At 72.1% G+C, this 14,034-nt stretch carries 11 protein-coding genes and 1 pseudogene; 8 read left to right on the forward strand and 4 right to left on the reverse strand.

The features are described from left to right. Positions 1-15: 15 nt before the first annotated feature. Positions 16-693: a spermidine synthase gene (locus ABZ078_RS14570; protein ID WP_356575244.1), complete on the reverse strand. Its 678-nt coding sequence runs from the start codon at positions 691-693 to the stop codon at positions 16-18. 124 nt (positions 694-817) lie between these two features. Between ABZ078_RS14570 and ABZ078_RS14575 the strand changes: the two genes are divergently transcribed. Both ABZ078_RS14575 and lon read left to right on the forward strand, forming a co-directional pair. Continuing rightward, complete coding sequence (locus ABZ078_RS14575) at positions 818-1,639, forward strand: rhomboid-like protein (RefSeq protein WP_356575105.1); 822 nt, start codon at positions 818-820, stop codon at positions 1,637-1,639. A 267-nt stretch (positions 1,640-1,906) separates the two neighbouring features. Continuing rightward, complete coding sequence (gene lon / locus ABZ078_RS14580) at positions 1,907-4,330, forward strand: endopeptidase La (RefSeq protein ID WP_356575107.1); 2,424 nt, start codon at positions 1,907-1,909, stop codon at positions 4,328-4,330. A gap of 281 nt (positions 4,331-4,611) precedes the next feature. Here lon and ABZ078_RS14585 read toward each other — a convergent pair. After that, positions 4,612-5,445, reverse strand: a pseudogene (locus ABZ078_RS14585) (lysozyme); the annotation flags it as partial. Between the two features lie 238 nt (positions 5,446-5,683). On the opposite strand from ABZ078_RS14585, the gene ABZ078_RS14590 reads away from it, so the two are divergent. Beyond that, positions 5,684-6,178, forward strand: a complete 495-nt coding sequence (locus ABZ078_RS14590) for a MarR family transcriptional regulator (protein WP_356575109.1) — start codon at positions 5,684-5,686, stop codon at positions 6,176-6,178. Between the two features lie 21 nt (positions 6,179-6,199). Here the strand turns inward: ABZ078_RS14590 and ABZ078_RS14595 are convergent, their stop codons facing one another. Continuing rightward, a complete protein-coding gene (locus ABZ078_RS14595; protein WP_356575111.1) occupies positions 6,200-6,988 on the reverse strand; it encodes a hypothetical protein in 789 nt (262 codons plus the stop codon). Between the two features lie 419 nt (positions 6,989-7,407). Here ABZ078_RS14595 and ABZ078_RS14600 point away from each other — a divergent pair, with 419 nt between their 5' ends. The 5 genes from ABZ078_RS14600 to ABZ078_RS14620 are packed head-to-tail and all read left to right on the forward strand — an operon-like array spanning position 7,408 to position 12,986. Further along, on the forward strand, positions 7,408-10,161 hold the full coding sequence (locus ABZ078_RS14600) for a nitrate- and nitrite sensing domain-containing protein (RefSeq protein ID WP_356575113.1): 2,754 nt from the start codon (positions 7,408-7,410) through the stop codon (positions 10,159-10,161). Beyond that, positions 10,158-10,661: a roadblock/LC7 domain-containing protein gene (locus ABZ078_RS14605; RefSeq protein WP_356575115.1), complete on the forward strand. Its 504-nt coding sequence runs from the start codon at positions 10,158-10,160 to the stop codon at positions 10,659-10,661. The genes ABZ078_RS14600 and ABZ078_RS14605 overlap by 4 nt, the downstream gene beginning before the upstream one ends. Next, a complete protein-coding gene (locus ABZ078_RS14610; RefSeq protein WP_356575116.1) occupies positions 10,658-11,095 on the forward strand; it encodes a DUF742 domain-containing protein in 438 nt (145 codons plus the stop codon). Before ABZ078_RS14605 ends, ABZ078_RS14610 begins: the two co-directional genes overlap by 4 nt. Continuing rightward, entirely contained in the window at positions 11,076-11,720 is a 645-nt protein-coding gene (locus tag ABZ078_RS14615; protein ID WP_356575117.1) for an ATP/GTP-binding protein, read from the forward strand. The genes ABZ078_RS14610 and ABZ078_RS14615 overlap by 20 nt, the downstream gene beginning before the upstream one ends. A gap of 12 nt (positions 11,721-11,732) precedes the next feature. Next, positions 11,733-12,986: a styrene monooxygenase/indole monooxygenase family protein gene (locus ABZ078_RS14620; RefSeq protein ID WP_356575119.1), complete on the forward strand. Its 1,254-nt coding sequence runs from the start codon at positions 11,733-11,735 to the stop codon at positions 12,984-12,986. Here the strand turns inward: ABZ078_RS14620 and ABZ078_RS14625 are convergent. Then, positions 12,904-13,986 carry an NlpC/P60 family protein gene (locus ABZ078_RS14625; RefSeq protein WP_356575246.1) on the reverse strand — a complete coding sequence of 361 codons (1,083 nt, stop codon included), beginning with the start codon at positions 13,984-13,986 and terminating at the stop codon, positions 12,904-12,906. The genes ABZ078_RS14620 and ABZ078_RS14625 overlap by 83 nt on opposite strands. Between the last annotated feature and the right edge of the window lie 48 nt (positions 13,987-14,034).

Consider the following 14,034-nt stretch of genomic DNA (forward strand, 5'->3'; position numbering starts at 1 on the left):
GTCACCGCGCCACGGCTATCCAGGTCGGACGGCGAGGTGCACGACGTCCGGAACGCCCCGGGCAACGGGGATCTCTTCGGTACGCACCTGCTGGAATCCGGCATTACGCAAGGTTTCTTCGAATTCCGGAGAGGGCTGGGCGGACCACACGGCCAGGACCCCACCCGGTCTCAACGCCCCTGCGCAGTCCGCCAGTCCGGTCGGCGAGTACAGGCTGTCGTTGCCCTCCGTGACGGTCCAGTCGGGGCCGTTGTCGATGTCGAGACACAGTGCGTCATACGTGGCGGAAGTCTCATGTACGTACGCCACGAGATCCGATTCCACAATCTCGGTGCGCGGATCGGCGAGGGCATGGGCGGAGAAGTCGGACAAGGGCCCGTCGCGATGCCAGTCGATAATCGCGCGTTCGCGCTCCACGACGGTGATCCGTCCGGGGCGGGGATCGGCCGCGGCGTGTGCGAGCGAGAACCCGACGCCGAGCCCGCCGATCAGCACGTCCGGCTGCGCGCGCCCGTCCAGCGCGCCGAGCGCCGCGTCGACGAGGAGCCGCTCCGAGCGCCCGTCGGAGGTGTCCATCAGGAAGCAGCCGTTGGCGATGATCTGGAGCAACTCCCCGTGCCGCCGCAGCACGACCTCGCCGTGGGGGCCTTCGCGACGGTCCAGTACTTCCGGGATGTCATACGAAGTGGGCATCCGGTCATCCTGCCAGGCGGCACCTTGTTGAGAGGTTCCTGAGAATCCACTCATGTGTGGCGCCCGTCACAGACACGGGCGGGCGGCGGGCCAAGAGTGAGGAAAACGGAAGGAGCACCTCACCTTGGAGCGGACTGGGGCCGGTGCTTCCACCGACGCGGGCGTGCCCGATGTCGCCGAACTGCTGGACGGCCTGCCGCGACAGCGCGGACCGCTCGGCGCCGCGACCGCCCCGCGCCTGGAGCCGGTCCTCGGGCCGGTCCTCGGCGACACCCCCGCGCCCACCGCCCGCCCCCTCCGTCCTCGGCTCCACCCGTGGCGTCTGCTCCCCACTCCCACCGGCACGCCGTTCACCTTCTCCTACGCCGCCGTGCTGACCGTCACCTCACTGATCGCCGCCTACGCCGACCCGGCCCTCGTCCACACCCTGCTCCAGGGCTCCAGCACCGATGTGGCACACCTCGTGCGCGTGCCCGCGCTGGTGCTGCCGGCCAGCGCGCTGTGGGTCGCCGGCGGGCCGGGGTCCCCGTACGCCATCGGGTTCCTGCTCGTGCTGACCGCGCTGGAGCGGCGGATCGGCGGTCTGCGGACGGCCGGTGTCTTCCTGCTGGGGCACGTCCTGGCGACCCTCGCCACCGAGGTCCCGGTGGGTCTCGCGGTGCTGGCCGGTCACCTCCCGGACAGTTCGCTGCACCGCCTCGACTACGGCATCAGCTTCGGCGTCGCCGCGAGTACCGGCGCGCTGGCGGGGCTCCTCCGGCCGTGGCTGCGGTGGCCGGTGCTGGCCGCCGTCGTCGGGACGCTGCTGCAGGACCTGGCCGAATTCACCGACCCGATGACGGACTGGGGGCACCTGCTCTCCCTGGCCGTCGGCGTCGCCACCTGGCCGCTGGTCCGGTCCTGGCACACGAGCCGCGCTGCCGCCCCCGGCCCGTCCGGCGTCTGACGCCGTTCAGGCCGGACCAGGGGTCCGCGGGGGAGTGTCTGGCACTGGTCAGCAGGGCCACCCCGCCGCGGGGCGAGGGCTGAACACCTTCAGCCACACCCGGCCCCCACGTCGATCGTGCAGCCCCACGACTCCCGTGCCGGCCCGCCCCTGGCGTCACGAACGATCGCTCAGACGATCGCTCAGAGCGAACACCTGCGGGGGAACATTCAAAAGCCCCCGAGCATTGAGTCGGCATAGCTCAACTTGACTGCCGAAGGGGAGATCATGGCTGCTGAGTCCACGGCGTTCACATCGCTCACCCTGCCCGTGCTGCCGCTCGACGGCGAGGTCGTGCTGCCCGGGATGGTGGTCCCGCTGGACCTGAACGACGCCGATGTGCGCGCCGCGGTGGAGGCCGCGCAGGCCGCCGCCCGGTCGGAGCCGGGCAAGCCACGGGTGCTGCTGGTGCCCCGCCTCGACGGGACGTACGCGAGCACCGGTGTGCTCGGCACCGTCGAGCAGGTCGGCCGGCTGGCCGACGGCGACCCGGGCGCCCTGATCCGCGGCCGCGGCCGCGTGAAGATCGGCGCCGGCACGACCGGGCCGGGTGCCGCGCTGTGGGTCGAGGGGACCCGGGTCGACGAGAGCGTGCCCGACCCGCTGCCCGGTCAGGTCGCCGAACTCGTCAAGGAGTACAAGGCCCTCGCCACCGCCTGGCTGCGCAAGCGCGGCGCCTGGCAGGTCGTCGACCGCGTCCAGGCCATCGACGACGTCTCCGCCCTCGCCGACAACTCCGGCTACTCGCCCTTCCTGACCACCGAGCAGAAGGTCGAGCTGCTGGAGACCGCCGACCCGGTCGCCCGCCTGAAGCTCGCCACCCAGCACCTGCGCGACCACCTCGCCGAGCAGGAGGTCGCCGAGACCATCGCCAAGGACGTCCAGGAGGGCGTCGACAAGCAGCAGCGCGAGTTCCTGCTGCGGCGTCAGCTGGAGGCGGTCCGCAAGGAACTGCGCGAGCTGAACGGCGAGAAGGACGGCGAGGAGTCCGACGACTACCGCGCCCGCGTGGAGGCCGCCGACCTGCCGGAGAAGGTCCGCGAGGCCGCGCTCAAGGAGGTCGACAAGCTGGAGCGGGCGAGCGACCAGTCGCCCGAGGGATCGTGGATCCGCACCTGGCTGGACACGGTCCTCGAACTGCCGTGGAACGAGCGGACCGAGGACGCGTACGACATCCAGGGCGCGAAGGCCGTGCTGGACGCCGAGCACGCGGGCCTGGAGGACGTCAAGGAGCGGATCACCGAGTACCTGGCGGTGCGCAAGCGCCGTGGCGAGCGGGGGCTCGGTGTGGTCGGCGGGCGGCGCGGCGGTGCCGTGCTGGCCCTCGTCGGCCCGCCCGGCGTCGGCAAGACCTCGCTCGGTGAGTCGGTCGCGCACGCCATGGGGCGCAAGTTCGTCCGCGTCGCCCTCGGCGGCGTCCGCGACGAGGCCGAGATCCGCGGCCACCGCCGTACGTACGTCGGCGCGCTGCCCGGCCGGATCGTGCGGGCCGTCAAGGAGGCCGGGTCGATGAACCCGGTCGTCCTCCTCGACGAGATCGACAAGGTGGGGTCCGATTTCCGCGGCGACCCGGCGGCGGCGCTCCTGGAGGTGCTGGACCCGGCCCAGAACCACACCTTCCGGGACCACTACCTGGAGGTGGAACTGGACCTGAGCGACGTGGTGTTCCTGGCGACCGCCAACGTCCTGGAGGCCATCCCCGAGGCGCTGCTCGACCGTATGGAGCTGGTCCGCCTCGACGGCTACACCGAGGACGAGAAGGTCGTCATCGCCCGCGACCACCTGCTCCCGCGCCAGCTGGAGCGGGCGGGTCTGGACGAGGACGAGGTCGCTCTCGACGAGGGCGCGCTGCGCAAGCTCGCCGGCGAGTACACCCGCGAGGCGGGCGTGCGCAACCTGGAGCGCTCCATCGCGAGGCTGCTCCGCAAGGTCGCGGCGCAGCACGAACTGGGCGAGCGGGAGCTGCCGTTCACCGTCACGGACGGCGACCTGCGCGGCCTGATCGGACGGCCGCACCATGTGCCCGAGTCCGCGCAGGACCCCGCCGAGCGCCGCACGGCCGTGCCGGGCGTCGCGACGGGCCTAGCGGTGACGGGAGCCGGCGGTGACGTGCTGTACGTGGAGGCGTCGCTGGCCGACCCGGAGACGGGCGCGGCGGGACTGACGCTGACGGGTCAGCTGGGGGACGTGATGAAGGAGAGCGCCCAGATCGCCCTGTCCTTCCTGCGCTCCCACGGCGCCGAACTGGAGTTGCCGGTCGCCGACCTCAAGGACCGGGGTGTGCACATCCACTTCCCGGCGGGCGCGGTGCCGAAGGACGGCCCGAGCGCGGGCATCACGATGACGACGGCGCTGGCGTCGCTGCTGTCGGGCCGGCTGGTCCGTACGGACGTGGCGATGACGGGCGAGGTCTCGCTGACCGGCCGGGTCCTGCCCATCGGCGGCGTGAAGCAGAAGCTGCTGGCCGCCCACCGGGCGGGCGTCACGACCGTCGTCATCCCCAAGCGCAACGAGCCCGACCTGGACGACGTCCCCGCCGAGGTGCTGGACAAGCTCGACGTCCACACCGTCACCGACGTCCGCCAGGTCCTGGAACTGGCCCTGTCGCCGGCCACCGACGGCGCGGCCCCCGAGGTTCCGGTCGCGGCGTGACGGACGCGACCGGACAGGCAGGGCCCGGGTCCCGTGAGGGAGGCCCGGGCCCTCGCCTTGGGCCCTCGCCGTGGGAGGGGGCGGCACGGCGGTGGGTCAGCCGTGGGCTATCGCCTGGTGCCGGTCCGGTGCTCCGTCGTGCATGTCCCCGGGGACGGCCCAGCCCCCGGCAGGGGCGGTGTGGTGGTGGCCGTGGTCGCTGTCTGCTCTTGGTCCGGTGCCCCGTCCTGCACTCCCTTGGGGGCGGTGTCCGGGTCCTCGGCCGCGGCGGCGTGGGAGTCGCCGTCGGCCAGTGCCTTGAGCCGGTCGAGTGTCCCGTTGAACCTGTTGTGGTCACCGACCGTCGGTCCGGAGGACGTGTACTGCCACATCGTGTAGTAGCTCCAGCCCGCCGGCAGTGCCCCCACCGTCGCCGCGTACCGGGCGATCCACAGCGGGTTCGCGGAGGCGAAGCCCTTGTGGTTGCCGGTGCACTGGATCCACCAACTGGTTGCCGTGTAGATGACGGCGTCGCGTCCGGTGCGGGCCTTGTACCGGGTCAGGAAGTCGCGGATCCAGGTGACCATCCCGCTCGGCGTCTTGCCGTAGCAGGCGTCGCCGTACGGGTTCCACTCGATGTCGAGGGCGCCCGGCAGGGTCTTGCCGTCGCGGGACCAGCCCCCGCCGTGGTCGACGAAATAGTCGGCCTGCGCTGCTCCATTGGTGGTGTCGGGGGTCGCGAAGTGGTAGGCGCCGCGGATCATGCCGACGTCGTGGGAGCCCTTGTACTGCCGGGCGAAGTACGGGTTCGTGTAGTACGTCCCCTCGCTGGCCTTCACGTAGGCCCACTTGACCCCGCTCTTCCACAGGGTCGACCAGGCGACGTCGCCCTGGTGGCTGGAGACGTCCACGCCCTCCGTCTGGGCGGCCTTGGTGCCGGTGGGCAGGCCGTGCACGCCGTCGTGGGCCGCGACGCCCATGCCCATGTGGGCGGAGCCGCGGGGCGGGCGGTCGTCGGCGGAGGCGGCGGAGGTCTGGGCGGCGAGGAGGGTGAGGAGGGTGACGGCGGCGGCGAACAGGAGCCCGGAGCGGTGCGGGCGCCGGGAGCGGAGCGGTTCGGATCTGTGCACGGGCATAGCGTGCCTCCGCAGGCCCGAGGCCGCTCGGTGGACGAGCGAGCCGGGGGCCCGGATCCGGTATGGCGTGTGCATGCCAGTAACGCGCCCGGTTCATGCCGCCAGGAGCACGGAACAGCAGGTGGAAGGGGGTCCGGAGGCTGCCGTTGGTCCAGTCCTGCGAAATACTGGCGGAGCAGCGGCAATGGCGGCGGCCGGCGGAACTTTCAGGGCCGGGACACTCGAGGCAGGGGCTGACGTGCACGACAACGGAAACGGCGACGGACGGGCGGTCGGGTCCGGTGTGCCCGGTGGTGGTATGGGCCGGCCCGAGTTCCTGGACCTGGAGCGCGAGTTGACGGTGCTCCTGCGGCGCGCCCGGGCCAAGCAGGGCGAGATGGCCCGCGAGGTCCATCCGGACCTGGAGTCCGCGGCGTACGGGCTGTTGGTACGGCTGGGTGAATGCGGCCGTCAGCGGGCCACCGAACTCGCCGCCTACATCGGCGTCGGCAAGGCCACCATGTCCCGGCAGCTGCGTGCCCTGGAGGACCTCGGACTGGTCGCCCGCGAGCCGGACCCCGCCGACGGGCGGGCCTGGCTGGTGCACCTCACGGAGGAGGGGCGCGGCCGGGTCGCCAAGGTGCGCGAGGCGCGGCGGGCGCGGTACGTCGAGCAGCTCTCCCACTGGGGCCGGGGCGAGGTGGCCGAACTCGCACGGTTGCTGAACCAGCTGAACCGGGGGATGGAGAAGTAGGCACGCCGGGGGCTGCGCGGCTCACAGCTCCGCGTACACGACCGTCGCGTCGTCATGCGTCTTGCTCCGCCCGAGAAAGGCCCGCTCCTCGGCGTCCGCCGCCTCCAGCGCCCGCACCCGCTCCACCAGCGCCCGCGCCCCCTCCTTCCGTACGAATGTGAAGCAGTCCCCCCAGTCCCCCTCCCGGAACGTCTCCACCCACCGCGTCGCCCCGTCCGTCAGGGCGGCCAGCGCCCGGACCCGCGCGCGCGGCAGCACCCCCGTCACCGCCCGCGCCGCCACCGACGGATCCGCGGCGGCCGTGAAGAAGCCGCCCTCCTTGTTGCGGATGTGGGCGTCGATCAGCGCGTCCGTGGCCAGGGACGCCCGCGGCAGACGGGACAGCCGGTCGTCCAGGTACGGGGTGACGGCGCCGTCGGGCGACTCCACCAGGAGGGCCGAGTCGGACAGGACCAGATACTCCACGGTCGCCGCCGACCACCGGGCCAGGGCCACGGTTGCCTGTGGGGTGCGCGGGTGAGAAAGGTCACAGGTCTCGGCGTGGGAGTCGGCGGTACGCGTGAGGGCGTGGGTCAGGGCGTCGGCGAGGGGAACATCCGGGAGTGAAACGGTCAGTTCGGTCAGTGCTCCGCCGAGCCGTGCGGTGAACCAGGGGACGGAATGCAGACAGCCCGTCTCACCCCTCGGCGGGGTCACCCCGTCCAGGACCACCAGCGCGCCGCCCTGTCCCGAGGCGGGGAGCGCGACACTCGCGAAGTCCTCGTTGCGGCGGGACGGGTCGCCGGGTTCCGAAACAAGCTGAGTTTGCATTCAGCCAGTCTGCACGAGCCCTTCACAAGGTTCGCGAACAGCCTGCATCGGTTGCGGAATCGGTGCGGCAATGCAGGTCAAGCGCCTGATTTGGGGTGGAATGGTTGGCTCCGGACAGGCGTGGCGGCGAATATTGCCACTGCCTGCCGCAGACGTCCAACCGGCCCGCCGCGCAAGGCGCGTGTGTGCGCCAGAGGAACTTGCCCGCCAACTCCCCTCCGGGGTTCACTCCTTCGGGTGGCGGGTCAGGTGATGCGCGACCGTTGCCCACCGGCACTGGGAGGGTCGGGGACCGGTGAGGGCACCCCCCTGCTCGAGCAAGGTCGAGCGCTCGGGGGAGGGATGTACGCGAGGTCGGCGGTAGTTGACGCAGCGTCACCCGGACCCATGGGTTTCACGAGTCAGGAATGCGAGCACCGGTGCAGAAGATGCGGCCTCGTCGCTCAGGCAAGCAGTCGGCCTCCGCAGGGGCCCCGCAGCCCGCTCCCGGCACCACGACCGACGCCGCGCCCGCCGGCAAGGGGCGCCCCACTCATGTGCGGAACCGGCTGATCGTCGCCGTGGCCGTCGTGGCCGCCGCCATCGCCGGGGCCGGCGTGCCCTCGATCGTCGCCGCCTCCGGGCAACTGCACGACTCCCAGGAGCTGGTGACGCTCGCCGAGCAGACCGAGGACGCGCTCACCCTCGCGCACTCCCTCGCCGACGAGCGCGACGAGGTCACCTCGTACATCGCCGCCGGCCGGCCCAAGGCCAAGGCGCCCAGCGAGCAGCGCAGCGCCCGGGTCGACCGGCAGGTCGAGGAGCTGCGCGCCGACACCGACGCCCCCGTCCCGCTGCGCGACGACCTCGACGGCATCGCGGCCGTGCGCAGGTCCGCGCTCACCGGCAAGAGCACCGCGCTGGAGGCGCACGCCGCCTACTCGGCCGCCATCACCGAACTCCACCGGCTCGCCGAGCGGCTGGCCGAGCAGATGCCGCCGCGCGCGGGCGCCGACGCCCACGCCCTCGCCGAGCTGGACTCCGCCGTGCAGCAGGCCGCCGCCGCCCGTGGTCTGCTGCTCGCCGCCCTCAGCGTGCCGACCTCCACCGCGACGGTCATCGACCCGGTCACCGGCCTCGCGACCACCCAGCGGACCTCCTCGGACGCCGACGCCAGGCAGCGCGCCGCCCTCAGCGCCGCCGCCCAGCAGGCCCGGCTGCGCTCCGACGCGGCCCTCGCCGACTTCCACGACACCGCCCCCAAGACCGCCCGCACGTCGTTCGACTCCACGGTCACCGGACCCGAGGTCAACAGCGCCGAGAAGTATCTGGCGGCGCTCACCGACCAGCCCACCTTCTCCGACCGGGACCTGGCCACCGACGCCCGGCGTGCCGGGGCCGCCCTCTCCGCCCGCGTCGACCTGATGCGCGGCGTGGAGTCCGCCCTCTACGACCGCCGCACCAAGGCCCTCGAAGGGCTGCGCGACGACGACGTCACCGCGCTGGAGATCCGTATCGCGGTCCTCGGCGCGCTGATGCTGCTCGCCGTGGGTGTCGCCACCGGCATGGCCCGCAGCCTCACCCGCCCGCTGGCCGTCCTGCGGCTCGGCTCCGCCCGGCTCGCCGGGGCGGAGGACCCGGCGGCCGAGGAGCCCGTCAAGTTCACCGGGCGCAAGGACGAGTTCGCGCAGGTCGTCGACTCCGTCAACGCCCTGCACGCGCACGCCGTCGCCCTCCACGAGCGCATCACCACCCTGGAGGCCGACCGCAAGCACCTGGTCGGCCAGCGCCAGAAGATGGCCGACGCGCGCGAGCGACTGCGCGCCGAACTCGCCGACTCCGCCGCCCAGCTGGAGCGGCTGCGCGGCAGCATCAGTGGCACCTTCGTGAACCTCGCGCTGCGCACCCTCGGCCTGGTCGAGCGGCAACTCGCCGTCATCGAGGGGCTGGAGGAGCGCGAGCAGGACCCGGACCGTCTGGCGACCCTCTTCAAGCTCGACCACTTCGCCACGGTCATGCGCCGCCACAGCGAGAACCTCCTCGTCCTGGCCGGCACCGAACACGTCCAGCAGCACGCCGGGCCGGTGCCGCTCGTCGACGTCGTCCGCGCGGCGGTCAGTGAGATCGAGCGGTACGAGCGGGTCCGCATCGCCGCGCTCCCGCCGCACGCGCACGTGGCCGGTTTCGCCGCCGACGACCTCTCCCACCTGCTGGCCGAGCTGATGGAGAACGCCACCTCGTTCTCCCCGCCCGACCTGCCCGTCGAGATCTCCGGCTGGCTGCTGGAGAGCGGCGAGGTCATGCTCTCGGTGCAGGACGAGGGCATCGGCATGACCGAGGAGCGCCTGACGCGTCTCAACTCCCGCCTCACCGACTTCGACCCCGAGGCCACCTACGACCAGGAGGGCGCGGAGGGCCTCGGTCTCGGTCTGTACGTCGTCGCCCGCCTCGCCCACCGCCACGGCGTCCGCGTCCAGCTCCGCGAGCAGAAGCAGGGCGGCGTCGCGGCGGTCGCGGTCCTGCCCAAGGGCCTGCTGGCGGCGGCCCCCGCGGCCGCGGTCCCGTCCCAGTCGCCGCACCACACGGGCACCCACACCTTCTCCCTGCCGGGCGCCGACGCGGAGGCCAACTCCAACGTCCTGCACGGCCGCACGAAGGCCGCGGACCCGCTGGTGGCCCTGGCCGAGAAGGCGGTACGGGAGACGGAGGGCGCCGAGGAGGCCGTACCGGCGACCGCGGAGCAGGAGCGGGAGCACCCTGCCGAGACCACGATGGAGCTCCTGATCCCGGCGCAGGCGAGCGACGAACCCGCGGCCGCCGACGGTGAGGAGGCCCCACAGGGTCCCCCTGTACCCGACGACGACGGCCGCGCGGACGACGCGCCCGGGAGCGAACCCGCCGAAGACGAAGCGGAGGCGGAACACGCACGCACCCCGGACGAGGAGCTGCTCACCGACAAGGGCCTGCCCAAGCGCACCCCGAAGATCACCAGCCCGGCCCAGGCCCCGCGCCAGCGGACCGCCGGCGTCGACGCCGAAGCCCTCCGCAGGAGGCTGGGTGGCTTCCGTCGAGGAGCGGAGGCCGGATACCGCGACGTACAAGCAGAGATCGCCGAACAGACCGGCCGGCACAAGACACCGAGCACGGAATCCGAAGCAACCGACGGGGGCACAGTCGAGGAGGCAAGCAGTTGACCGCGCCCAGTACCTTCGGACTGAGCAGTGAAGCCCGCAACCTGCATTGGTTGTTGACGAATCTGGTCGAGGAGGTGCCGGGCATCCAGTCGGTCGCGGTCGTCTCCTCCGACGGCCTGCTGCTGCTCTCCTCGGACCACTCCCGCAACGCGGAGGCTCGCGAGCTCAGGACCGACCGGCCCACCGGCCCCCGCGGCTCCTCCGCGGACCTCGCCACCATCGTCTCCGGCATCGGCAGCCTCACCATCGGCGCGGCCAAGCTCATGGAGTCCGGCGCGGTGCGGCACACGATGGTCGCGATGGACGAGGGCAGCCTGTTCGTGATGTCCATCAGCGACGGCTCGCTGCTCGGTGTGCACGGCTCCGCGGACTGCGACATGAGCGTGGTCGCCTACCACATGGCACTCTTCGTCGGCCGCGCCGGCCATGTCCTCACCCCCGAACTCCGCAGCGAGCTGAGGAAGTCCCTCGAAGCCGCGTCGGCAGGGAGTACGCGATGAGCAACGTTCCGAAGAAGCCGCCCGCCAAACCCCACCTCCCCGTCCGCGGCGGCGACCGCAAGCCCGCCCGGGTGCGCCCCTACTCGCTCACCGGCGGCCGTACCCGCTTCGGCCACGTCCTGCTCGTCGAGACGTTCGTCAGCAGCACGGCCGCGCTGGAGGCGGCCGAGGAGCGCAAGGAGCTGACGAATGGTTCCCTCTCCACTCGGGTCATGCCGGAGATGCGGGCCATCGTCGAACTGTGCCGCCGTATGCGCACGGTGGCCGAGATCGCCGCGCTGCTGAAGATGCCGCTCGGCGTGGTCCGCGTGCTCCTGAGCGATCTCGCGGACCAGGGAAAGATCCGTGTGTACGGCACCGGAACCGGTCACGGCACGGGCCGGCCGGACCGCGCTCTGCTGGAAAGGGTGCTGAGTGGACTCCGTCGTCTCTGACGCCGCCTCCGTCGGCGGCAGCAGCCCGTTCGTCGAGCCGGACGAGGACCTGAGGTCCTGGCAGACGGACCGCACCCGCGCGCCCGTCGCCACGAAGATAGTCGTGGCCGGCGGCTTCGGCGTCGGCAAGACCACGCTGGTCACGGCCGTCTCGGAGATCACGCCGTTGGAGACCGAGGCGCTGATGACCGAGGCGAGCGAGGAGACCGACGACCTCTCCTCGACGCCCGGCAAGCTGACCACCACGGTGGCCATGGACTTCGGCCGCCTCACGCTCGACGACGACCTGGTGCTCTACCTGTTCGGCACGCCGGGCCAGCAGCGGTTCTGGTTCATGTGGGACGACCTGGTGCGCGGTGCGATCGGCGCGGTCGTGATGGCCGACACGCGCCGCCTGAAGGACTGCTTCCCCGCGCTGGACTACTTCGAGAGCTGCGGACTGCCGTACGTCGTCGCGGTCAACCACTTCGACGGCAGTGAGCTGTTCGAGCCGGAGGACGTGCGGGAGGCCTTGACCGTCCCGCAACACATACCTGTCATGATCATGGACGCGCGTCGCCGGATCTCCGTGATCGAGACCCTCCTGGCCCTCGTGGGCCACGCGCTCGACGAAACCCCCGAGTAGAGGACAGCCCGCATGCGGAAGATACTCGTCGTCGGAGCCGGTCAGTCCGGACTCCAGATCGCTCTCGGCCTCCAGTCCCAGGGGTACGAGGTCACCTTGATGTCGAACCGGACGGCGGACGAGATCCGCACCGGCCGGGTCATGTCCACGCAGTGCATGTTCCACACGGCCCTCCAGCACGAGAGGGACCTCAAGCTGAACTTCTGGGAGTCCCAGGCCCCCAGGATCGAGGGGCTCGGCGTCTCGGTCGCCGCCCCCGGCTCCTGGGCCGAGGGCCCCGCGGCGCGCGCGATCGACTGGCTGGGCAACCTCGACGGGTACGCGCAGTCCGTCGACCAGCGCGTGAAGATGGCCGGCTGGATGGAGACCTTCGCCCAGCGCGGCGGCCAGCTCGTCATCCACGGCGCCGCCGTCGGCGACCTCGACTTCTTCTCGCGTACGTACGACCTGGTGCTCGTCGCGGCCGGCAAGGGCGAGCTGGTCCAGATGTTCGCCCGCGACCCGGAGCGGTCCCCCTACAGCGAGCCGCAGCGCGCGCTGGCCGTGTCGTACGTCCACGGCCTCGGCCCGCGCCCCGAGCACCCGGACACCGAAGGGGTCCGCTGCAACCTCGTCCCCGGCGTCGGCGAGCTGTTCGTCATGCCGTGCCTGACCACCTCGGGCCGTGCCGACATCCTCTTCTGGGAGGGCATCCCCGGCGGCCCGCTCGACGTCTTCGACGGCGTCAAGGACCCTGCGGAGCACCTCTCCCTGACCCTGGAACTCATGGAGCGGTACGTCCCCTGGGAGTACGCGCGGGCCACCAAGGTCGAGCTGACCGACGCGGGCGGCACGCTGGCCGGCCGCTACGCCCCCACCGTCCGCAACCCCGTCGGCCGCCTCCCCGGCGGCGGTCTCGTGCTCGGCGTCGCGGACGTCGTCGTGGCGAACGACCCCATCACCGGCCAGGGCTCCAACTCCGCGTCCAAGTGCGCGGCCGCCTACCTCGCCTCGATCCTCGAACACGGGGACAAGGAGTTCGACGAGGACTGGATGCGCGCCACCTTCGACCGGTACTGGGCCACCGCTCAGCACGTGACCAAGTGGACGAACGCGATGCTGGCGCCGCCGCCGGAGCACGTCCTCAACCTCGTCGGGGCGGCGGGCCAGCTGCAGCCGGTCGCCGACCGGTTCGCCAACGGGTTCAACGACCCGGCTGACTTCGAGGACTACTTCTATGAGCCGGAGAAGACCGGGGCGTACCTCGCGGAGGTTTCGGGGGCTTGATCTCGGGGCGTACGGCGCCCAGGACCGGGTTCGACGCGATCGGGGAGATCCTGATCTTCTCGCCGGGGCGTGGAGCCTGGACCACCTTGCCCTTGCCGAGGTACAGGGCCACGTGCGTGGCGTCCGGGAAGTAGATCACCAGGTCGCCGGGGCGCAGTTCGGTCAGCGGAACGCGTTCGAGCTGCGCCCACTGCTCCTGGCTCGTGCGCGGGATCGGGGTGCCGGCGTGGGCCCACGCCTGGGACGTCAGGCCCGAGCAGTCGTACGACTTCGGGCCCTCGGCGCCCCACTTGTACGGCTTTCCGAGTTGCTTCCTGGCGTAGCGGATCGCTCGGTGGGCCTTGCGGGACGGCTTGTCGTCCGCCGCGGCGAGGGCGCCGGAGGCCATGAACGCCCGCTGGGCCGTGGCGATGTCCTGCCTCTCGAGTGCGGCCACGGCGGTGAGCTGGTCGGGGGTCAGTGAGGCCAGGAGCTCCTCGACCTTCCTGAGGCGCTTGTGCACCGCCTCCTTGTCCTTCTTCTGCCGCTGTGCGAGGGCGAGTTGCTCGTCCAGGGCCTTGCGGGCCTTGCGGGCCAGTTCGTCGGCCTTCCTCTCGGTGCCGGTCAGCCGGCCGACCGTCGCGGCGCGTTCGCGTGCCAGCCGGCCGATGACGTGGCCCTGGTCCAGGGCGTGCTGGGGGTCGCGGGCCAGGAGCAGGCGCAGGTACGGGGAGAGGTCGCTGGTGTTCTGGTACTGCTGGCGGGCGAGCCGGCCGGCCGCGCCGCGGCTGTCGTGCAGGGACAGCCGGGCGCGGGACAGCGCGGCGTCCAGGCGGGTCACCACGGCGCGCTGCTTCCTCAGCTTCTCCTCGGTGGCGTTGTAGGTCTCCGTGGCCTGCTCGGTCTCCCGGTACAGGCGCTGAAGGTCCGTCAGGAGCTCGGCCACGGACCGTTCCCGTGGTTCGGGAGCCGCGAGCGCGGGTGCCGGCGCGAGGATCGCGCCTGCCACCGTGCCTGCCACCGCGGCGGCCGTCGTCGCCGTCGTCGTCGTCGCCGTGCACGCCAGACG

The sequence above is a fragment of the Streptomyces sp. NPDC006385 genome (genome assembly GCF_040612485.1).
GTDB lineage: Bacteria > Actinomycetota > Actinomycetes > Streptomycetales > Streptomycetaceae > Streptomyces.